The following is a 20,830-nucleotide window of genomic DNA, read 5'->3' on the forward strand; positions in this document are numbered from 1 at the left end:
ATTAGAAGGTTAGGAGGGTGTTTTGGACAAACCAAACAGTAACTTAAAACTGGCCGAACGTGGTGCTATCATTAGTATTCTCGCCTATTTATTGCTTTCATCAGCAAAATTAGCGACCGGTCATTTACTCCACTCATCCAGTCTGGTAGCAGATGGTTTTAACAACTTATCCGATATTATTAGCAACGTTGCCCTGCTCATCGGGATTCGTCTCGCCCGCCAACCAGCTGATCGCGACCACAAATTTGGCCATTGGAAAATTGAAGATTTGGCCAGCTTAGTAACTTCGATTATCATGTTTTATGTTGGTTTTGACGTCCTAAGAGATACCCTCCAAAAGATTTTCAATAATGAATCTATCAGTATCGATCCACTTGGAGCAACCGTTGGAGTCCTTTCGGCCATTGTCATGCTCGGCGTCTACGTTTACAATCTACGCCTAGCAAAACGAGCCAAATCAAAAGCCTTAAAAGCAGCCGCAAAAGACAATCTTTCAGACGTCGTTACCTCTCTTGGAACATCAATCGCGATTGCTGCTAGTGCTTTTAACTATCCCATTGTCGATAAGATCGCAGCTATCATCATTACCTTCTTTATCCTCAAAACAGCCTACGATATCTTTATGGAATCCTCCTTCAGCCTTTCAGACGGATTCGACGATAGCCTGTTAGAAGATTATGAAAAAGCCATTCTCAATTTACCAAAAATCGCCCGCGTAAAATACCAACGTGGACGGACCTATGGAAGCAATATCTACTTAGACGTCGTTTTGGAAATGAATCCCGATCTTTCTGTCTATGAAAGTCATGCGATCACCGAGGAAGTCGAAGACCTTCTTAAGCAAGAATTTGGCGTCTTTGACATTGACGTCCATGTAGAACCAAGCTCGATTCCTGAGGATGAGCTGATCGAAAACGTTGAAAAGAAACTCTTGACCTACGAAAAACGCCTCTATGCTAAGCAAGAGTTTGATACTTTGCTAGCGGATAATTATACCTTGATTGACGATACTGGTCACGAACACCACAAGGCAGAATTAATAAATGCTCTCGCAAGCGACCAAGTTCAATTTCAAAATTTTGAACTGGAGTCCATCAACCAAAAAACCAAACTCATCCGCTATGAATTAGACGGTCAAATCCATACCAGTCTCTGGCGTCGCCACGAAACTTGGCAAAAGATTTTCCATCAAATTACTAATAAAACCAACTAAAAAGCTAGGAAGTATTCCCTGGCTTTTTTACTTGATATCGTCTGTTGCTACATCAGTTCCAAACCACTTCTTAGAGATCTTTTGGAACTGGCCGTTTTGATAAAGTTTGATGAAGGCTTCATCAATTTTTTTCTTCAAAGTTTTATCTGCCTTACGCACTCCTACTGCAAAAGATTCTGATTCAAAACCAATCGGAAAAACATTGTAGTCTTTCAAAATGCCTTCTGTTTCTAGGTAATAATTCGCATAAACCCGATCGATCAATAGTCCATCAATCCGATCATTCTGAAGATCAATCAATGCCTCGTTAAAACTCTGGTATTGGGTAGCTTTCTGATTTTTGACTCTATTTTTTAAGATTTTAGGATTGGCTTCAAAATCCATATAACCAGAAGACCCAGTCTGAGCTCCCAAACGTTTCTCTTTCATCCCATCGACTGATTGGATCCCAGATGCTTTCTTGGTCACCAAGACCTGTTCATTTTTCATATAGGGCTTTGTAAAAGCAACACTTTCCCGACGTTCATCTGTTGCTGAATAGCCATTCCAGATGGCATCAATAGTCCCATTTTTTAATTCCGTCTCCTTCATGTCCCAATCAATGGGTTGCCAGTTGACACGAATCCCATAGGACTCAAAGACTTGATTGGCCAAATCAATATCAAACCCCGCATAGGTTCCATCTTTTTGCTCAAATCCCATGGGAACAAAGGTATTATCAAAACCAATCGTGATGGACTGCTCCTTTTGGTATTTTTGCCAGTTGTCTACTTTAGGATCACTCACAGTCTGACCACAAGCCGTCAGAAGGACGAGACTAAGGACACCTAGCAGCCATGGTATTACACGTTTCATAGGCACCTCCTATTTTGGATCAACCTTGACCAGTATATCCGCAATAGCCTCTGCAAATGGGATATCGTGGGTGACAACAATCTGGGGCATTCCTAGTTCACGGTTCAGCATGATGAGCTTTTCAACTTCCAATCGCAATGCAGGGTCCAAAGCTGAAGTTGGTTCATCATAGCCAATAATTTCAGGATCAATCATCATGGCACGTGCCAAAGCCACCCGTTGCTTTTGACCGCCTGATAAAGAGAATGGATAAGCATCCGCATGGTTTTCAAGTCCCAAGCGCTCCAGCAAGCTCAGCGCTTTTTTACTGGCTTCTGCCTTACTCACATTCATAGTCTTGATAGGAGACAAGATCAGGTTTTCCATAACCGATAAATGTGGAAATAATTGAAAGTCCTGGAAGACAAAACCGAGAAGATTTCGTTTTTCTAGGGCATCTAGAGGCAAGTTTTCACCGTCGTATATAATTTGACCAGAATCAATTGTTTCAAGACCTGCTAGCATACGAAGCAAGGTCGTCTTTCCTCCTCCAGAAGGACCAACAATGGCGACAATCTGTTTTTCAGGAACGAGCAGATTAAAATCTGATAAGATCTGCTTATCTCCAAAACGTTTCGAAATCTGTTTTAATTCTAACATGACCTTCTCCTCCTATTTGTAGTATGAAAATTTCTTTTCAACACGCTTAGCAATCACCGTTACGATCCCAATGAGAATCAAATAAATGGCGCCCGCCAAAAACATAGGTGCTAGACTGGCATCACGATTGGCTGCTGTCCGACTCGCTAAGATCAAATCACTGATTCCCAATGCATAGACCAAGGATGTATCTTTGACCAAGGACATCACTTCGTTAAAGACACTTGGAAGGACGATCTTGACTACTTGAGGCAAAATGATATACTGAATCGTTTGCCAGGAGCTTAGTTTTAAGACCTTAGCCGCCTCATACTGGCCATTTGGAATGGCAACGATCCCTCCACGAAAGATCTCGGCAAAATAAGCTGCATAATTCAGCGTAAAAGCTATAATTGCTGCAGGAAGACGGTCAATACGAATACCGATACTTGGTAGAACATAATAAATAAAAATTAATTGAAGTAAGAGGGGCGTTCCTCGCATAATCCAAATATAGATGGTTAAGAGCCCATGCAGGATCTTCGAACGTAATTGAAGTAGAAAAGCAACGACAATCCCCAGTGGGATCGACAAGATCAATACAACAGCAAATACTTGTAAGGTCAGACTGGCACCCTTTAACAAACTTGGTAAAATTTCCAAAGCATACTGCATAGCATTCTCCCCCTTAAAAAATAATTAAAAATTATCATACCATAACTATTCAAAAAATACTAGATAAATTTGAAAATCTATTAAAAAAATAGCCTTTCGGCTATTCTTCTACTTTAATAAATCCAAATTTGTTAAGAGGATAGAGACGAAGGTTTACAACTCCTTCAATTTGATTTTTGTGGATGTAACCAAATTCACGACTATCTTCCGTATCACTACGGTTATCATTTAAGACCAAATAAGTGTTGGACGGCACACGGCCAGCCTTGGTTCCCTTTAATTCTGATAAGAAGAAATCATCCGTATAATAGCCATTGCTAGTCGGAGCCGCTAAATGCTTGTTGAGCATTTTATTCAGGTAAACTTCTGGTGTCGCTTTTCCGTTCAAATACAGGACATCGTCCACATAACTGACTTTATCCTTCCCGATCGCAATCACCCGACCAAGGTATTCTTTTCCCCCCACCTTGTATAAGACCAAATCACTGCGATCAATGTGAGCATTGCTGGTTGCTACGACAAGATCCCCTTTTTTGACAGAGGCATTGGCCATCTTTTCATTGATATGAAAAGGATGAAATACAAACAAACGCAACAATACCAGTACCAAAACCAGTAACCCCGCAATGATAACATTTCTAATTAAATCTCTCCTTGGCATATCCGTCTCCCTTCCTTTTGATTTATTATACCATGTTTTTGATCTTTAAAAAAGAGAAAGTAAATATTAGTGAGAATTTTGATCAAGCCTTTTTCCAACTAAAAAAACCTCGCTTGCGATCTAATGATCGCAAACAAGGTTTTGAAATTTCTGTATTAGATTAGCGAACTGTACGGATACGCATTGTGTTTGTACGAACAGCTTCTCCAACTGGTACACCAGCAACGATAACGATATCATCACCAGATTTAACAAGACCAGCTTCAACTGCTTTACGTTCAGCAATATCGAACATATCATCAGTTGATGAAGGAGCTTGTGTCAACATAGGGATAACACCCCAGTTCAACATCAATCCACGTTCAGTCAATTCGTCAAATGTCAATGCCAAGATATCAGCATCTGGACGGTATTTAGAGATCAAACGTGCAGTGTGACCTGTCTTAGTCAATGTAACAACCAATTTGATGTCCATTGAGCTTGTAGCATCTTTAACTGCTGATGCCATAACTTCTGTCTTAGAATGACGTTCAAAGGCAGCTGGATTCAAACGACCATATTCTTTCAAAAGAGTTTGAGCGTTCATATCGATTTTCGCCATAGTCGCTACAGATTCAATTGGGTATTTACCATTTGCAGATTCACCTGAAAGCATTGTAGCATCCGTACCATCGATAACAGCGTTGAAGACGTCAGATACTTCAGAACGAGTTGCACGTGGTTTTTCAGTCATTGTTTCAAGCATGTTTGTTGCAGTGATAACAACTTTACCAGCAGCGTTTACTTTAGAAGTGATCATCTTTTGATAAACTGGAACCATTTCGAATGGTACTTCAATACCCATGTCACCACGAGCGATCATGATACCATCAGTTACTTCAATGATTTCATCCAAGTTTTCGATACCTTGTTGGTTTTCGATCTTCGCAAACAATTGAACGTGGCTATTACCAGTTTCTTCACAGATTGCACGAACTTCTTGAACGTCTTTTGCAGTACGTACAAATGAGATAGCGATGAAGTTGATTCCTTGTTTCAAACCGAAACGAATATCATCGTTATCGCGATCAGCAAGAGCTGGGAAAGGAATTTTTGTATTAGGAATGTTTACACCTTTTTGTTTTGCGATGATACCATCGTTTTCAACTTTAACAACAAATTCACGTTTAGCAGCATCTTTTTCGATAACACGAAGACCCAATTTACCATCGTCCACCAATACTTGGTGACCAACTTCAACATCATCAAAGATGTCAAGAGCTCCGGCAACGTTCAAAGCGATAACGTCACGAGTTGATTTAATTCCTTGTTTTGTCGCAATACGAAGAGTTTCACCAGTTTTGTATGAATATTCTTTTGCTTCACCTTCGAACAATTCAGTACGAATTTCAGGACCTTTTGTATCAAGAAGGTAACCAACTTTTTTACCAGCGATTTCTTCTGCACGTTTAACAGTTGCCATACGTTCACCTTGTTCAGCATGGTCACCATGTGAGAAGTTGAAACGGAAAACATTAGCACCAGCTTCGATCAATTTAGCAATATTTTGTGCTGAAGCTTCAACGTCAAGTTTTTCGCCCCAGTATCCATCTTCGCCAAATTTCTTACCACCACGGATTTCGACCGCAGGACCTAAAGTTGCAACGATTTTAACACGTTTGTTCATGATATACGACTCCTTTTTTATATATCTGTCTTTTTAAGACATGTTAACGAATTTAAGTAATGAAATTAAATAGATGACAAGCTACGGTTCAATTCAGCAAGACCAAGATCTGCTTTGTGCGGATTGTTTACGACGATCTTACCATCATCCGTCAAGCTAAAGAGAGCACCATCTTTTGCATCACCAAGGATTGGGTTTTCCACCATTTTTTCATTGCGGATCCCAACAGCTACACCACCGATCCCTTGCTTCAGAAGTTTAACAGCGTGAGCACCCATACGAGATGCAAGGACACGGTCACGCGCAGTAGGCGAACCACCACGTTGGATATGTCCAAGCTCCGTCACACGAAGGTCACTTTCATCACCAGCTTCTTTCAAAGCCTTACCAAATGCAGCCGCAGACATCACACCTTCAGCAAGGACAATGATGTTGTGCGTACGACCTTTTTTATAACCTTCTTTGATGCTTTCAACCACATCTTTGATAGCGAATCCTTCTTCAGGGACGATGATTTCATCCGCACCAGACGCGATACCTGACCAAAGCGCGATATCTCCAGCATTACGCCCCATCACTTCGATGACGAAAGTACGACGGTGACTAGATGAAGTATCACGAATCTTGTCGATGGCATCCATTGCAGTTGTCACTGCAGTGTCAAAACCAATGGTAAAGTCTGTTCCAACGATATCGTTATCGATTGTTCCAGGAAGACCAACAGCTGGGAAGCCAAGCTCTGTCAAGCGCATCGCTCCGTGATAAGAACCATCTCCACCGATGACAACTACACCTTCGATACCGTGTTTTTTCAACTGCTCAATCCCTTTTAATTGGCCTTCGCGCTGAGCGAATTCAGGATAGCGAGCTGAGTGAAGGAAAGTACCACCACGTGAAATGATATCTCCAACTGATGAAGCATCCAGCGGATGAATTTCTCCAGCAACCATTCCCGCGTATCCATCATAGATACCGAAAACTTCCATGCCTTCTGAAATTGCTTGACGAACTACCGCTCGAATAGCAGCGTTCATACCAGGGGCATCTCCCCCACTGGTTAAAACAGCAATACGTTTCATTTCGTTATTTGCTCCTTTTTTCTTTTACATTCTACGTAATTATAACACAAATGGGACTAAATATCTCGTATTTTCCATAGTTTTTATCGATAAATCGTTTTCAGAACCAGATTCTTGAGTTCTGCTTCTAACTCTTTGTTTTTTTGAACTGGATACCCTTTCAGTTGCAAGGTTTTCTTTTCATCTTCATAGCGCATCACAACAGGATAAGGACCAGGATATTTCTTCAAAATCGAAAGAATGGTCTGATCCTGGCTGTGATCTGCCAATTGAATCCAGAATTTCTCATTGGTCGCTAATTGCGCTTCTGATAGAACCATTTGCAAGTGACCCTCTCGTTCTTGGATTTTCCCAGACAAGTAATAAAAGCCACTTTCTTTGATCAAAGAAGAAAATCGATTGTAGGTTTCTGGGAAAAGGGTCACATCCAATTTTTTCTTGGTGTCACTGACTTGTAGGAAAGCCATGAGATCCCCTGCCTTCGTCCGAATCGTTCGGATGGATTGAACTTCCACCAAAATCCGAGCTTGTTGGCCTTGCTCCAGTTGCGAGATCGGCTGGATCTCAAAAGGACTCATTTGCGCAATAGTGGCTAAGGGATGAGGACTTAATCCAACCCCGATAAGAGCTTGCTCTTTCTCATATTTTTCAGCTTGGCTAAAGTCTTCTGTCTCCGTCCAAGAGTAATTGGAATCCCCGAACAGACTGCCCAATTCATCCGCAAAGACCAACAAATTCGGTAAATTTTGAAGGACTTTGCGCCTGTTTTTCTCAAAACTATCAAATAAGCCAAGCTCGACCAAAGGAGTTAATAAAGGCAATTTGTGATACTGATTTGGAAGTCGTAAAATGAAATCTTCGACACTTTCAAAGGGACGATTGTCGATGATCCAATAGGCAAACTCTCTCGGAAATCCCTTGATGTTTTTCATGCCTAAGTAGATTTTTCTATCTTGAAACTTATCCCTGTATGGAATGGTATTAATCGATAAGGAAGCTACTTTAAAGTCAAACTGGAGGGCATCTGTCAGATAGTCACTGCTAGAATAATTGAGCATGACATCAAAGAAAACATCTGGATAATGGACCTTGAAATAAGCCATTTGAAAAGCTAAGGCAGAGTAGGCATAGGCATGGGACCGGTTAAAACCATAGCCAGCAAATTTTTCCATGATGGCAAAGACTTCTTGAGCTTTTTCTTTGGTATGACCGAGATTTTGAGCCCCTGTGATGAAATCATCTTCCATCTTGTGCATTTCTGCAGCATTTTTTTTGCCCATGGCACGCCGCAAGATATCGGCTTTCCCAAGGCTAAATCCTGCAAAACGCTGAGCCACCTGCATCACCTGCTCTTGGTAGAGCATAATTCCATAGGTAGGCTCTAAGATATCTGCGATAGAGGCATCTAAAATTTCCACCTTCTCTTGGCCATGCTTTCGTTTTACAAAATTGTCAATGTAATCACTAGCTCCTGGACGATTAAGAGAGGTGGTCGCTACCACTTCTTCGAAATGATTGGGTTTCACACGCCTCAAAAGGCGAATGGCCCCGGCCTGTTCAAATTGGAAAATACCCTTGGTGTCTCCTGCCGCAAACAAGGCCAGCGTTGCTGGATCTTCTAAATCAATAGCTTCAATTCGTATATCTTCTTGATACTTTTCATAGACTGCTTCCTTCATTTTTTGAACAAAGGTTAAATTGCGCAAGCCTAAAAAGTCCATTTTCAACAGACCATTGGCTTCTACTGCATGGGCATCATACTGAGTAATGAACATGTCCTCTCCATACTTTAGAGGAATATGATCGGTCAAATCTTGGTCACTCATCACGACCCCAGCTGCGTGGATCGAAGTCTGTCTAGGTTGGCCCTCAATTCTTTTCGCAATCTCAAAGCCACGCTCAAATTCCGTTCGGCTATGGATTACTTGTCGAAAGGCCAGGTTCTTCTTATAAGCGGTCGTCAATGTATCTCTAAAACCAATTCGCTTGGTAATAGAGGTCAGTTCGTACTCAGGAACTCCAAAGCGTTTAAAGACATCGCGAATGGCTTGCTTAGCCCCAAAAGTTGAAAAGGTTACAATCTGAGCCGCATGGTAACTTCCATAACGGTCTCTCACATAGCGGATAAATTCAGGACGATAGATATCAGGAATATCAATATCAATATCCGGCATGGTATAGCGCTCCACATTTAAAAAGCGCTCAAAGAGGAGGTCCTTCTCCACAGGGTCAATCCCTGTAATCCCTAGGGAATAGGCAATCAGTGAGCCTACAGCAGATCCACGTCCCATTCCCATGTAATAGCCTTGAGAGCGTCCGAAACGAAGGAGGTCCCAGACAATCAAGAAATAATCATCAAAGCCCATTTGGTGAATAATCTCTAACTCATGCTCCAATCGTTCCTGGTAGATTGAACCTCTTAAGTTTTTCTGAACAAGACCAGCTTGAGCCAATTCTCTCAGTTCTTCTACTGCTGGTTTTTTATGGTTAAAACGAGGCAATTTTAACTGGGTATCAATTTGGTAATGAATACCTGCTACTAACTGTTCTAGATTTTCTACCGCCTGAGGAAAGGCTACTTCAAAGTCTTTTCTCAAATCTTGGGGACTTTTTAAGGCCAAGCTCGCATCCATCGAACCTGTTTCTGTTAAGGTTTGATTTTCCTTAATCGCAGCAAGCATCTGGAGAGCTTCCAGATCAGACCTTTCGAAATAACGTACCGTATGAAGAGGGAGAACAGGATGCGTAAATGAGGTTGCGGGTATGTCCGCAAAAACCCCAATATAGTAATCACAGGATAAAGGCAACTCCTCATTAGCATAAGGAGCCGGAACAATGACTGCGACATGCTGCATCAAGTGCTTCACATCTTCCCAGCTGTTCTTTCCCATCATTTTACTCGTTGAAATCTTCATCAAGTTCTGATAGCCTTGGGTTGACAAGGCCAACAAGCGAAAAGGAATGGTTTGATCCCCAAGCTCCAGCCCAATTTCCAGACCGATTAAGGGGTTGAGGTGAGCGGCCTCGCAAGCTTCGATAAACTCATAAGCACCATACAAATTGTCAACATCCATGATTCCCAAGGACTCATAGCCCATGCTTTTGGCTTTCTCGACATAATCTGTCAAGCTGACCACACTTTCCATGAAGGTATAAACTGTTTTGGTATCTAGCTGTGCAATCACTTTTTCTCCTTTCTGCATTGTCTATTTTGGTGACCCCTTTGGTCACTCCTTTTTGTACAAAAAAACACCACTGTTACACAATGATGTCTCAACAACGGAAGACATGGGATTCGAACCCACGCACGCTTTTACACGCCTACCGCGTTTCCAACACGGCCTCTTAAGCCTCTTGAGTAATCTTCCAAAATTATATATGGAGCCGGTGGGAATCGAACCCACGTCCAAACACCTGCCAGAATATTTGTCTACAACTATAGGTTATGTTTTGTTTTAACAGCCTCTCGACACATAACTCAAGCCCAAAAACTGCGAGTCTATTAATCTCTTATCAAGCTACTAGACAAAGCTTGATCGTATCTCGCTCAAATAAAGACCTGTCATCAAACGCGAGCGATTCGAATCGGGTCACGCCTGCTGGTGTTTAGGCAGCTAAAGCGTAAGAATTATTATTTTTTGCAGTTATATTTAACTGAGCGTTTACGTCGCCACACGAGTCGCAAAATATACCTCATAATGCCTGTCGAATCCGTAACGACCCCAAAACGAATACATTTAGTATATCAAAATGCAGCTAAAAATGCAAAAGAAAAAAATTGAACAAGGAAGCTTTCCTTTCGAGGCTTCCTCGTTCAATCCCTTGTTGATTATTGAAGGTTCAACTTGTACTTGCTGATGTAGTGAATGGTGAAGTACATAGAAACAATCTTAATCACTTCATAGATGAGTCCTGGTATAAATGAGATTCCCAATTCCTCCATATTCCCATAGTTATAGAGCAGACGGAGTAAATCATTCAAATCTCTAACTGGTTGGACTGCTATACCAATGATGCTTAACACAATGCACAAGAGAAAGAAAAACAGAATCGCCTTCAATCCACGACGATTTTGGAACAGTTGGCCAAGTGCGATTGATACATAAAATAGTAAGATTCCTGAAGCTGTGGTAAAAATCCACCAGATGATAATCCAATAAACGGTGGAATGACTAAAAGCCTCGAAAATACTAAATACAGGAGAGAGGTCTTGTCCCATGACAGCTCCCATCACAAGTATCGTGACAAAACTGCTAAAAAGTAGGAGGAATATACAATATAGACTCGCTACTAAGGCTCCCACAAATTTAGACAAAATGATGGCATGAGGGCTAGCTGGAAGGGTCCAGGTCAAATAGCCTTCGCGTTCGTATAAGTTAGAATAGAAACGACGGATAATGATATAGTAGTTACTGAGATAAAGGCCGATCACACCACCAAAAATGAGAATCCCAAGAATTCCTGATACTACTCTCAAGGTACCTACATCCATATGTAAAAAACTTGGTACAGAACTTGCACCGATAATACCTGTTAGTATGGACAAACCTAGTGCAATCAGGGTGATCAATAAATACCACTTAGCTGTCGATTTAAATTCATATTTTAATAATTTACCAAACATGGGTGCCTCCTAATAAACACGGAATTGATCACGGAAGATCGCATCGATTGATTTTCCGTGTTGATTGCGCAAAACAGTCGTATTTTCATGCAAGAGGATTCTTCCTTGGTTGATGAAAATCGCCTCATCCAAAACTTGCTCAATATCCGCAATCAAGTGAGTTGAAATTAAAACAGATGAGTTCGGACGTCTATTTTGAATAATAGTCCGCAAGATATAATCACGCGCAGCCGGGTCCACTCCCCCAATTGGTTCATCAAGAACATACAAGTCAGCTTCCCGACTCATCACCAAAATCAATTGCACTTTTTCCTTATTCCCTTTTGAAAGGCTATTCAATTTTTGATTTGGAAGCAAGTGCAAGTCATTGAGCAATTGGTAAGCACGTTGGACATTAAAATCTGCATAAAAATCTTGGAAATAGCGGATAGCATCCACGATTTTCATATTTTCATTCAGATAAGTCGTATCTGGCAAATAAGAGACGACTTTTTTAGAGGCTGGGGATGGCAATTGCCCATGAATATAGATATTGCCAAGGCTTGGTTGCAACAAACCATTAATCAATTTAATAATGGTTGTTTTCCCACTACCATTGGGACCAAGGAGGCCAATAATACGGCCAGGTTGGATATTCAAACTAACATCCATGAGAGCCACTGCTTGCCCATAGTTTTTCGTTACATGGTCCAAGTAGACCAAAGGATACTGATTCATGTAAATCTCCTTTTTTTCTATTTATGCTATTATACCTTGTCTCCTAAATGTTTGCAACTGTATATGAAAATTTGCAAAGAATTTGTAAAAGTTGTTCAAAAAACGGTTTAAACAGAAAAGGAGGCTGGGACAAAAATCCTAGCCTCTCTGATTTGTTTTGATGAATACTGTATCCATTGAAAATTTTTAGCTAATGCCAAGAGCAATTCGTGCATAGCGACTCATCTTTTCAACCGTCCAAGCAGGATACCAGACCAATTTCACATCAACAGTTGATACTTCTTCTACATCTGCCAACGCATCGTGGATCTGATCTGTCAATAAATCGGCCAAGGGGCATCCCATAGTGGTCAACGTCATATCAATCACGGTTGCACCTGTTTCACCATCAAAATGAATCTCATAAACAAGACCCAAATTGACAATGTCAATTCCAAGCTCAGGATCAATGACTTCTTCCAAGGCATTTAAAATTTTATTCTTGATTACTTCAATTTGCTCTGTTGTATAGGCCATTCTACACTTCCTTTCGTTTCTATTTTGCCTAACCAAAATTTAGCTAAATCAGGTCAGGTTAAAGATGTCCGCAGGACCTTCCTCGCTTCCAAAGTTCTTGGCTCGGGTTAAAAATGTTCACTGGACCTAGGTCGCTTTTTCATTTCTTGGCGACCGTTAAAAATGTCCCCCGGACATTTTTAATCCTCAATAAAATCACGCAATGGTTTGCTTCTGCTTGGGTGGCGGAGTTTGCGGAGGGCTTTGGCTTCGATCTGACGGATCCGTTCACGGGTCACGTTGAAGACTTTGCCGACATCTTCCAAGGTCCGCATTTTACCATCATCGAGACCAAAACGTAAACGTAGGACGTTTTCTTCACGGTCTGTCAGGGTATCGAGGACTTCATCCAATTGTTCGCGCAAGACAACACGAGTGGTGTAGTCTACTGGATTTTCAATCACTTCGTCTTCGATAAAATCTCCCAAATGGCTATCGTCCTCTTCCCCGATTGGCGTTTCCAAAGAAACAGGCTCTTGGGCAATCTTCAAGATTTCACGCACCTTATCTGGCGTCATATCCATGCGCTCAGCGATTTGTTCAGGTGTTGGGTCTTGTCCCAATTCTTGTAAGAGGTTACGTTGTTCCCGAACCAACTTGTTAATGGTTTCCACCATGTGAACCGGGATCCGAATGGTACGCGCTTGGTCTGCAATGGCCCGAGTGATGGCCTGACGGATCCACCAAGTGGCATAAGTAGAGAACTTAAACCCTTTGGTATAGTCAAACTTATCAACCGCCTTCATCAAGCCCATGTTTCCTTCTTGGATCAAATCCAAAAATTGCATGCCACGACCGACATAACGCTTCGCAATGGAAACGACCAAACGAAGGTTGGCTTCTGCTAGACGTTGCTTGGCTTCCAAGTCACCTTGTTCTACCAAAATAGCCAATTCTTGCTCTTCTTCGTTGCTCAACAAAGGAACAACCCCAATTTCTTTCAGGTACATCCGAACTGGGTCGTTGACTTTTGCAGAGTTACTTCCAAGCAATTCCTCATCTGTTAATTCGGGTTCTTCTTCATTGGTTAACACACGCGCACTTGGATTGCCGTCTTTATCTGTGATCGAAATTCCTGCATCTTGAATCCGTTGCAAAAGATCATCAATTCCGTATGCATCTAGTGAGAAAGGGATCACCAATTTGTCATTAATATCATCATCTGTAGCAGTCCCACTTTTCTTGTGGCCACGAATAAATTCTGCAATTTGAACGTCTAATGTTGTAATATCTTTTTGTTCTTTCGCCATTCCTACTCCATTCTTCTTTTTTGAGCGATCAAACGCTCAAGCTCCAATAAAGCTGTTTCTGCATCTCCTGTAGAGGAGGCTTCTTTCACTTTATTTCCAATTTGTTGGTTTTCTTTACGAAGCAACTCGCGCTGACGCGTCTCTTCAACTTCTTCTAATTCACCATCCGAAATCTCTTCTGGTAGGTCTTCTTCTAACATACGATACCAGGCATGCTGAACCCCTTCTGGTTGTTCTGATAAATCCTGAGAACTAACCTCACCATTTTGACAAAGTAACTTGTACAAAACTTGAAGCTCAGGCGTATCGAAGGAAAAATCCGATCGCAATCGGTAATCATTCAGAATCATTGGAAAATCCTTCATCCGATTCAAGAGATGATTTTCCGCCTTCACCAAGCGCGACATTCCACGATTTGGCAAGAGATCCACTGAAAAATTAGATCGTTTAGAAGCTCCACTCTTTTGCGTGGCTTCTCTCTGTTGCAATCGGCTATTATTGACAAGCTGCTCAACCTGCAAATAATCAAAATCTGGTAGCAAATCAGCTAGTTTATATATATAGGCATTTTGTGCAGTGATAGACTGCGTCTGTGCAATAATAGGGGCAAGCTTTTCGACAAATTCAATCTGCGCTTGCAGGTTCTCAATATAGGAAGGTTTCCAATAGTGCATTAAGAACTCGACCTTACTGATTCTGGAATCCTTTAATAGACTTGCCAACTCTTCCGGTGATGTTTTCTTAAGATACTCATCCGGGTCCATCTGGTCTGGAATACGCACGATTTCAAGATCCAGATCTTGCAAGACATCTAAGGCCTTGACCGTCGCCTCTAACCCTGCCTTGTCTCCATCATAGGTCAAAATCACTTTTTTTGTAAAGTGGGATAAGTGATGGACATGCTCTGGAGTCAGTGCTGTTCCCATGGAGGCCACTGCATTTTCAATCCCAGCTCGATAAGCCGCAATGACATCCATAAAGCCTTCCATCACATACATTTCACGGAGCTTTTTGGCACTCGTCCTAGCCTGGTCTAAATGATAGAGTTCAAAACTTTTATTAAATAAACGCGTGCTTCGACTGTTCTTGTACTTGGCTTGATGACTACCATCCACAGCCTCTTTCCATAGCCGACCTGAGAAGGCAATCACACGCCCTGTATCATCTGTCAGGGGAAACATGATCCGATCCTGAAAGGAATCAAAAACTGTCCCAGCATCGGAGATCGTAAACAAACCCGAATCTGTAATGACCTTTTCAGAAAACTTCTCAGAGAGATTTCGATAAAGATAATTTCCTTCTGCAGGAGCCAAGCCCAATTGAAAATGGCGGATAACCTCATCAGTCAGGCCACGTTCATGCAAGTAGCTTCGCGCTTCTTCCCCCATCTTGGTCGTCATCAGAATGGCTTGGTAAAACTTACTCGCCTCCTGATGAATGTCATATAAGTCTTGATTGGGGTTCACAAGGGTTGGTTGATGCGGCCTTGCTTGGTTTTGGATGGCAATCCCCGCCTTTTCAGAAACGATTTGAACCGCATCCATAAAAGTAACCCCTCGGTATTCTTCAATGAACTTAAAGACATCCCCAGAACGACCACATCCAAAGCAATGGTAAAACTGCTTATCTTCAACAACATTAAAGGAGGGAGTCTTTTCTCCATGAAAAGGGCAAAGGCCTAAATAATTGCGACCTGCCTTACTGAGAGAAACTACTTCCCCAATGATTTCAACAATGTTGACACTGTTTTTAATCTCTGCTATTTGCTCTTTATCAACCATAAACAGTGCCTCCATTCTACCATAGACTATCATTTTCTATTTTATACTAAAAATCCCTAAATGTAAATTTTTTCCTATCAATTTCAATCATAATGGACACATTTTCAAAAAAATATCACTAATTTAAAAAATTTTAGGCAAATTCCTTGTCAGCTCCATCAATTTCCGTTATACTATCAAAGTAAAAAATTATTATGAAAGGACATATTTAGGATATGTTAAAAGATTTAAAAGCTTTCCTCCTTCGTGGAAACATCGTTGACCTTGCTGTAGCAGTCGTTATCGGAGCTGCATTTGGAGCTATCGTAACATCACTTGTTAACGATATCATCACTCCACTTATTTTGAAACCAGCTATGAAGGCTGCTGGTGTTGAACAGATTGCACAATTATCATGGAACGGTGTGGCATACGGTAGCTTCTTGAGCGCTGTTATCAACTTCCTTGTTGTTGGTACTGTTCTTTTCTTCGTAGTAAAAGCTGCTGAGAAAGCTCAAAACCTTGGTAAAAAAGAAGAAGCTGTTGAAGAAGAAACTCCTGCTCCAACTCAAGAAGAGTTGCTTGCTGAAATCCGCGACTTGCTTGCAAACAAATAATCAGATAAAAAGACCCGATCTTCTAAAAAGAAGGTCGGATTTTTTGTTGCTCATGATAGCCCAAGGAAAACAAAAAACAGACCGAAGTCTGTTCCTGTATTCTATTAGAATTTTTTACGTTTACGAGCTGCTTCTGATTTACGTTTACGTTTTACAGAAGGTTTTTCATAGAATTCACGTTTGCGTGTTTCTTGAAGAGTACCAGCTTTAGTAACCGCACGTTTGAAACGACGAAGAGCATCGTCAAGAGATTCATTCTTACGTACTACTGTTTTTGACATGTTTTTCACTCCCTTCAAGCCTAAAATCTTATTTATTTTATCACACTTCTATATAGCTGTCAAGATTTTTTGCAACTTTTCTAGCATTCTAGGTAAGGACCTTTTTTCTTATCCCAGCTTTTTCATTCAACCCATTTTATGATACAATGGAGTCTAAGAAAACATGAAGGAGACACCATGTCAGAAATTTATGATATTACCATTATCGGTGGCGGACCGGTCGGTTTGTTTGCTGCCTTTTATGGCAATCTACGTCAAGTAAATGTCAAATTAATCGATTCTCTTCCTCAATTAGGAGGACAGCCAGCTATTTTGTATCCTGAAAAAAATATTCTCGATGTCCCGGGATTTACCAATTTAACAGGGGAAGAATTGAGCAATCGCTTGATCGAGCAAGTTCAGGGATTTGATACTCCAATCTACCTCAATGAAACGGTTGAAGACATTCAAAAAGAGGGAGAAATTTTCACCATCACCACTTCTCGCCAAGTGCATCAGTCTAAAGCTGTGATTATTGCCATGGGTGGTGGGGCCTTTAAACCACGCCCTCTTGATATAGACGGGGCTGAGGACTTTGACAATGTTCACTACCATGTTTCAAACATCCAACAGTATGAAGGAAAACAAGTGACTGTCCTTGGTGGTGGGGATTCCGCTGTAGACTGGGCTCTTGCTTTTGACAAGATCGCTCCGACAACCATCGTTCACCGTCGGGACAACTTCCGTGCCCTCGAACACAGTGTAGAAGAACTCAAACAATCTTCTGTTACTATCAAAACACCTTTTGTCCCAAGTCGCTTGATTGGTGAAAATGGTCATGCCACTCACCTTGAGATTACAAAAGTCAAATCCGATGAAACCGAGCTCATTCCAATTGATCACTTATTTGTCAATTATGGTTTTAAATCTTCGATTGGAAATTTAAAATCATGGGGCGTAGAATTGCAACGCCATAAAATTAAGGTTAACCGAAAACAAGAAACGAGCCTCGCTGGAATTTATGCCTGCGGAGACTGTTGCTTCTACGAAGGAAAGATTGATCTGATTGCGACAGGTCTCGGTGAAGCTCCAACAGCTGTGAACAACGCTATCAACTACATCTATCCAGATAAGAAGGTTCAACCCACTCACTCAACCAGTTTATAATAAAAAAGGCCAGTGGCCTTTTTTAGAATGTAGACAAACTATTTTTTACTAAAATGAGTACAGTATTCTACAAGGAAGTCGAAATAAATTCTAATTTTTAAAATTAATTAAAAATATATAAAAATTTTCCGCCATGAGAAAAGTGCTTGAAATGCGATCATTTCAAGCACTCGGGAGTTTTGAGACCTTAGGCTCAAAACTAAGTCATGGAACTTCGAAGAAGTTCGCTGACGTCCGTACTCACCTAAGGAAAGTTTTTAAGATGACTTTGTCTTCAATCTGAAAGGCCCCTCGGGCTTTTTTATTTATCTAAATCATCAGCAATCTTATTGATTTTTCGTAAACGGTGGTTAACACCGCTTTTTGAAATAGGAACTTGTAAGCTATCTGCGATCTGTTGGATGGAATAATCTGGATGGTTCATCCGGATATAGGCCACTTCTTGCAGATCACTTGGTAAACTTCCTAAACCGATCGTATCCACAATTTTACTGATATTATTGATGGTTTTCATGCTGGCTGTAACTGTTCTTTGAATATTGGCCATCTCGGCATTGTTGGCCCGATTGAGGTCATTACGCGTCTCTCTCATGACCTTGATCTCCTCAAATTCTTGCATGGCGTTCATAGCGTCCACTACAATCAGAAAATCGATGATATCTTCAGCCCTTTGCAGATAAGTCACTACACCCTTCTTCCGCTCAATGGTTTTGGCATCTAACAGAAAGCCTTGCATGAGAAGGGCTATTCCTTCAGCGTGGTCGGTATATACTGAATTGATCTCCAGCTGGTATTTGCCTTTTTCGGGATCTTTGATAGAGCCACTCGACAGAAATGCCCCTCTCAGATAGGCCCGACTTGCTGCCTCATCTTTAGAAATGCTGGCATCAATGCCCGTCTCAATCCCGAAAAAGGAATCTGCCAAATGAAGGTCTGCTAGAATAGCTTCTACTTTTTCATCCAAGAAAACCGTATAGACCCGATTTTTCCGTAAATTTGTCTTTTGGTGATGGCGAATATCTGATTTGACCCCATAAAAATGAAGCAACAATTCGTAGATATGACGAGCAATTTTAGCATTTTCTGTCGTCACCGACAAGGTCAAACCACCCGTAGAAATTCCAAGACTCCCAGACATCTTAATAATGGCAGCCAATTCACTCTTTTCAAATCGTTTGAGGGACAGCAATTCTTCTTTGACGCGAACCGTAAAACTCATTTTCTCACCTGCACGATCTGCATCAGCTCTTCGACTACTTTTTCACCATCATGAAAGGCTCCGCCATTGACTAGCTTTAAGAAATCAGAAGAAATCACTTGGGGGACTTGCGAGTGCAAACCCTTAAAATCGTGCTCGACCTGCACCAAGTATTCATCAAATTTATTACTGTTCATATAAGCTGCGGGAACCTGATTGATATTGACGAGAACAGTATCGATGAACTTTTCTCCCAAATGTTTGTGGAGTACGGCCACGTGGTCACTATCTTTGAAATGTTCGGTCTCTCCTCTTTGGGTCATGATGTTGCAGACATAGGCTACTTGGGCCTTGGTTTCAAGAATAGCTTTCCCGATCTCATCGATCATCAAATTAGGGAGGATAGAGGTAAAGAGAGAACCTGGCCCCAAGACCACCATATCACTTTCAAGAATAGCTTCTACCACTTTTTTACTAGCTTTTGGGCGCTCTTGATCAAAGGTATTGGTCACAAATACATGATCAATCATACCGGCGTAGTTGGCAATATGGCTTTCCCCAACCACTTCTTTTCCATCCTGAAAGACGGCATGTAGGGTCAAGGGCCGATCACTCGACGGATAAATCTTACCTGTCGTGTGGAAGAACTTGGTTAACAACTGCATGGCATTATAGGTCGAGCCTTGCATCTCTGAAATCCCTGCAATGATCAAGTTCCCCAAAGGATGACCAGCCAAAGGCCCATCATCATCGGCAAAGCGGTATTGAAAGACCTTCTCATAAAAACGAGGCATATCTGACATGGCAACCAGCACATTTCGAAGATCTCCAGGTGGTGTCAATTTTTGGATATTCTTTCGCAATTCACCAGAACTGCCTCCGTCATCCGCAACCGTGACAATGGCCGTAATATCAACTGGTTTCTTTCGTAAACTATCAAGGATAACAGAAATTCCTGTCCCACCACCAATAACCGTTACTTTAGGTTTTCTCATGAGCGATTCACCGTTTCTTTCCGTCTGTCCTTGTCTCTATGACTGCAATTGACCTGCCAATTTTTTTCTAAATCATGCGCTAAGCGCTCTGCAAAGGCTACTGAACGGTGTTGCCCACCGGTACAGCCCATAGCGATGGTGAGAACGGATTTACCTTCTCGTTTATAAGATGGTAAAATAGGAACGATCAAGTCATGGAGGTGACGATAAAAGTCCTCTGATTCAGGGTGATCCATGACATAATCATAAACAGCTGGATCTTGCCCTGTTAAATTCCGAAGCTCCAACTTGTAGTATGGATTTGGCAGAAAACGCACATCAAAGACCAAGTCAGCATCGATCGGAAGGCCATATTTAAAACCAAAAGACATGACCTCAACTCGAAAATCTGGCTGATTGTCTTGACTAGCAAATTGTTCAGCAATTTCTTTCCTTAGATTACGAGGTGTTAACTCAGTCGTATCGACCACATTTTGACTAATATTTTTAAGCGGAGACAAGAGCTCTCGCTCCAAGGTAATCCCATCCAAGACACGCCCATCTGCTGCCAGAGGATGGCTTCGGCGTGTTTCCTTGTATCGCGCCACCAACTCACTATCAGTCGCATCCAAGAACAAGACCTTGAAATCGAGGTCTTCTTGGTTGTCCAATTCATCCAAGACGGTGGGAATCTCATTGAAAAAAGAACGACTTCGCATATCCACAACAACTGCTAATTTATTATTGTCTGGACTAAGACGCATGAGTTCAATAAATTTAGGCAATAAGGCTGGTGGCATATTGTCAATAGTAAAGTAACCCAAATCCTCAAAAGATTGGATGGCGACGGTCTTACCAGCACCGCTCATCCCTGTCACTACGACCAGTTGAATCTTACTTTCTGTCATTTTCTCCTCCCAAATTAAAACAGAGTGGCAACC

At 41.5% G+C, this 20,830-nt stretch carries 19 protein-coding genes, 1 tRNA gene and 1 other RNA gene; 3 read left to right on the forward strand and 18 right to left on the reverse strand.

What is annotated here, in order from left to right:
• Nucleotides 1-22: 22 nt before the first annotated feature.
• Entirely contained in the window at nt 23-1,213 is a 1,191-nt protein-coding gene (locus tag HA044_RS03225; protein WP_187539232.1) for a cation diffusion facilitator family transporter, read from the forward strand.
• Between the two features lie 27 nt (nt 1,214-1,240).
• On the opposite strand, the gene HA044_RS03230 is transcribed toward HA044_RS03225, so the two are convergent.
• From HA044_RS03230 to dnaG, 14 genes are all read right to left on the reverse strand, one after another.
• Nucleotides 1,241-2,068, reverse strand: a complete 828-nt coding sequence (locus tag HA044_RS03230) for an amino acid ABC transporter substrate-binding protein (protein ID WP_187539234.1) — start codon at nt 2,066-2,068, stop codon at nt 1,241-1,243.
• A gap of 9 nt (nt 2,069-2,077) precedes the next feature.
• On the reverse strand, nt 2,078-2,707 hold the full coding sequence (locus HA044_RS03235; protein ID WP_187539236.1) for an amino acid ABC transporter ATP-binding protein: 630 nt from the start codon (nt 2,705-2,707) through the stop codon (nt 2,078-2,080).
• 12 nt (nt 2,708-2,719) lie between these two features.
• Nucleotides 2,720-3,361: an amino acid ABC transporter permease gene (locus HA044_RS03240; protein ID WP_187539238.1), complete on the reverse strand. Its 642-nt coding sequence runs from the start codon at nt 3,359-3,361 to the stop codon at nt 2,720-2,722.
• Nucleotides 3,362-3,461: 100 nt separating this feature from the next.
• A complete protein-coding gene (gene lepB / locus HA044_RS03245) occupies nt 3,462-4,022 on the reverse strand; it encodes a signal peptidase I (RefSeq protein ID WP_187539240.1) in 561 nt (186 codons plus the stop codon).
• Nucleotides 4,023-4,182: 160 nt separating this feature from the next.
• On the reverse strand, nt 4,183-5,688 hold the full coding sequence (pyk, locus tag HA044_RS03250; protein ID WP_187539242.1) for a pyruvate kinase: 1,506 nt from the start codon (nt 5,686-5,688) through the stop codon (nt 4,183-4,185).
• Between the two features lie 65 nt (nt 5,689-5,753).
• Nucleotides 5,754-6,767, reverse strand: coding sequence for a 6-phosphofructokinase (pfkA, locus tag HA044_RS03255; protein WP_187539244.1), 1,014 nt, complete (start codon nt 6,765-6,767; stop codon nt 5,754-5,756).
• An 83-nt stretch (nt 6,768-6,850) separates the two neighbouring features.
• Nucleotides 6,851-9,952: a DNA polymerase III subunit alpha gene (locus HA044_RS03260; protein ID WP_316250187.1), complete on the reverse strand. Its 3,102-nt coding sequence runs from the start codon at nt 9,950-9,952 to the stop codon at nt 6,851-6,853.
• A 95-nt stretch (nt 9,953-10,047) separates the two neighbouring features.
• A tRNA-Ser gene (locus tag HA044_RS03265) sits at nt 10,048-10,135 on the reverse strand.
• 8 nt (nt 10,136-10,143) lie between these two features.
• Nucleotides 10,144-10,491: a transfer-messenger RNA gene (ssrA, locus tag HA044_RS03270) on the reverse strand.
• 105 nt (nt 10,492-10,596) lie between these two features.
• Complete coding sequence (locus tag HA044_RS03275; protein WP_187539248.1) at nt 10,597-11,391, reverse strand: hypothetical protein; 795 nt, start codon at nt 11,389-11,391, stop codon at nt 10,597-10,599.
• 9 nt (nt 11,392-11,400) lie between these two features.
• On the reverse strand, nt 11,401-12,108 hold the full coding sequence (locus HA044_RS03280) for an ABC transporter ATP-binding protein (protein ID WP_187539250.1): 708 nt from the start codon (nt 12,106-12,108) through the stop codon (nt 11,401-11,403).
• 186 nt (nt 12,109-12,294) lie between these two features.
• Nucleotides 12,295-12,624 (reverse strand): metal-sulfur cluster assembly factor, encoded by a 330-nt coding sequence (locus tag HA044_RS03285; protein WP_187539252.1) that lies wholly within the window; start codon nt 12,622-12,624, stop codon nt 12,295-12,297.
• Between the two features lie 179 nt (nt 12,625-12,803).
• Complete coding sequence (rpoD, locus tag HA044_RS03290; protein WP_187539254.1) at nt 12,804-13,913, reverse strand: RNA polymerase sigma factor RpoD; 1,110 nt, start codon at nt 13,911-13,913, stop codon at nt 12,804-12,806.
• A gap of 2 nt (nt 13,914-13,915) precedes the next feature.
• Nucleotides 13,916-15,694 carry a DNA primase gene (dnaG, locus tag HA044_RS03295; RefSeq protein WP_187539256.1) on the reverse strand — a complete coding sequence of 593 codons (1,779 nt, stop codon included), beginning with the start codon at nt 15,692-15,694 and terminating at the stop codon, nt 13,916-13,918.
• Nucleotides 15,695-15,909: 215 nt separating this feature from the next.
• Here dnaG and mscL point away from each other — a divergent pair, with 215 nt between their 5' ends.
• Nucleotides 15,910-16,290, forward strand: a complete 381-nt coding sequence (mscL, locus tag HA044_RS03300; RefSeq protein WP_187539258.1) for a large conductance mechanosensitive channel protein MscL — start codon at nt 15,910-15,912, stop codon at nt 16,288-16,290.
• 104 nt (nt 16,291-16,394) lie between these two features.
• Here the strand turns inward: mscL and rpsU are convergent, their stop codons facing one another.
• The gene (gene rpsU / locus HA044_RS03305; RefSeq protein WP_000048054.1) at nt 16,395-16,571 is read right to left on the reverse strand and encodes a 30S ribosomal protein S21; all 177 of its coding nucleotides are present in this window, start codon (nt 16,569-16,571) and stop codon (nt 16,395-16,397) included.
• Between the two features lie 177 nt (nt 16,572-16,748).
• On the opposite strand from rpsU, the gene HA044_RS03310 reads away from it, so the two are divergent.
• Nucleotides 16,749-17,717, forward strand: a complete 969-nt coding sequence (locus HA044_RS03310) for an NAD(P)/FAD-dependent oxidoreductase (RefSeq protein WP_187539260.1) — start codon at nt 16,749-16,751, stop codon at nt 17,715-17,717.
• A 301-nt stretch (nt 17,718-18,018) separates the two neighbouring features.
• Here HA044_RS03310 and whiA read toward each other — a convergent pair whose 3' ends face one another.
• From whiA to rapZ, 3 genes are read right to left on the reverse strand one after another with little or no spacing between them, the layout of a single operon-like run.
• Entirely contained in the window at nt 18,019-18,936 is a 918-nt protein-coding gene (gene whiA, locus HA044_RS03315; protein WP_187539262.1) for a DNA-binding protein WhiA, read from the reverse strand.
• Nucleotides 18,933-19,910 (reverse strand): YvcK family protein, encoded by a 978-nt coding sequence (locus HA044_RS03320; RefSeq protein WP_187539264.1) that lies wholly within the window; start codon nt 19,908-19,910, stop codon nt 18,933-18,935. The genes whiA and HA044_RS03320 overlap by 4 nt, the downstream gene beginning before the upstream one ends.
• Nucleotides 19,907-20,797, reverse strand: coding sequence for an RNase adapter RapZ (gene rapZ, locus HA044_RS03325; RefSeq protein ID WP_187539266.1), 891 nt, complete (start codon nt 20,795-20,797; stop codon nt 19,907-19,909). The genes HA044_RS03320 and rapZ overlap by 4 nt, the downstream gene beginning before the upstream one ends.
• Nucleotides 20,798-20,830 lie beyond the last annotated feature (33 nt).

The organism is Streptococcus sp. IMAU 99161, assembly GCF_014435245.1.
Taxonomy (GTDB): Bacteria; Bacillota; Bacilli; order Lactobacillales; family Streptococcaceae; genus Streptococcus; species Streptococcus lactarius.

Excerpts from the sequence above, each read along its gene's own strand:
- HA044_RS03230 (WP_187539234.1), bottom strand. The coding sequence starts at position 2,068 with ATGAAACGTGTAATACCATGGCTGCTAGGTGTCCTTAGTCTCGTCCTT.
- HA044_RS03235 (WP_187539236.1), bottom strand. The coding sequence starts at position 2,707 with ATGTTAGAATTAAAACAGATTTCGAAACGTTTTGGAGATAAGCAGATC.
- HA044_RS03240 (WP_187539238.1), bottom strand. The coding sequence starts at position 3,361 with ATGCAGTATGCTTTGGAAATTTTACCAAGTTTGTTAAAGGGTGCCAGT.
- lepB (WP_187539240.1), bottom strand. The coding sequence starts at position 4,022 with ATGCCAAGGAGAGATTTAATTAGAAATGTTATCATTGCGGGGTTACTG.
- pyk (WP_187539242.1), bottom strand. The coding sequence starts at position 5,688 with ATGAACAAACGTGTTAAAATCGTTGCAACTTTAGGTCCTGCGGTCGAA.
- pfkA (WP_187539244.1), bottom strand. The coding sequence starts at position 6,767 with ATGAAACGTATTGCTGTTTTAACCAGTGGGGGAGATGCCCCTGGTATG.
- HA044_RS03275 (WP_187539248.1), bottom strand. The coding sequence starts at position 11,391 with ATGTTTGGTAAATTATTAAAATATGAATTTAAATCGACAGCTAAGTGG.
- HA044_RS03280 (WP_187539250.1), bottom strand. The coding sequence starts at position 12,108 with ATGAATCAGTATCCTTTGGTCTACTTGGACCATGTAACGAAAAACTAT.
- HA044_RS03285 (WP_187539252.1), bottom strand. The coding sequence starts at position 12,624 with ATGGCCTATACAACAGAGCAAATTGAAGTAATCAAGAATAAAATTTTA.
- rpoD (WP_187539254.1), bottom strand. The coding sequence starts at position 13,913 with ATGGCGAAAGAACAAAAAGATATTACAACATTAGACGTTCAAATTGCA.
- dnaG (WP_187539256.1), bottom strand. The coding sequence starts at position 15,694 with ATGGTTGATAAAGAGCAAATAGCAGAGATTAAAAACAGTGTCAACATT.
- mscL (WP_187539258.1), top strand. The coding sequence starts at position 15,910 with ATGTTAAAAGATTTAAAAGCTTTCCTCCTTCGTGGAAACATCGTTGAC.
- rpsU (WP_000048054.1), bottom strand. The coding sequence starts at position 16,571 with ATGTCAAAAACAGTAGTACGTAAGAATGAATCTCTTGACGATGCTCTT.
- HA044_RS03310 (WP_187539260.1), top strand. The coding sequence starts at position 16,749 with ATGTCAGAAATTTATGATATTACCATTATCGGTGGCGGACCGGTCGGT.
- whiA (WP_187539262.1), bottom strand. The coding sequence starts at position 18,936 with ATGAGTTTTACGGTTCGCGTCAAAGAAGAATTGCTGTCCCTCAAACGA.
- HA044_RS03320 (WP_187539264.1), bottom strand. The coding sequence starts at position 19,910 with ATGAGAAAACCTAAAGTAACGGTTATTGGTGGTGGGACAGGAATTTCT.
- rapZ (WP_187539266.1), bottom strand. The coding sequence starts at position 20,797 with ATGACAGAAAGTAAGATTCAACTGGTCGTAGTGACAGGGATGAGCGGT.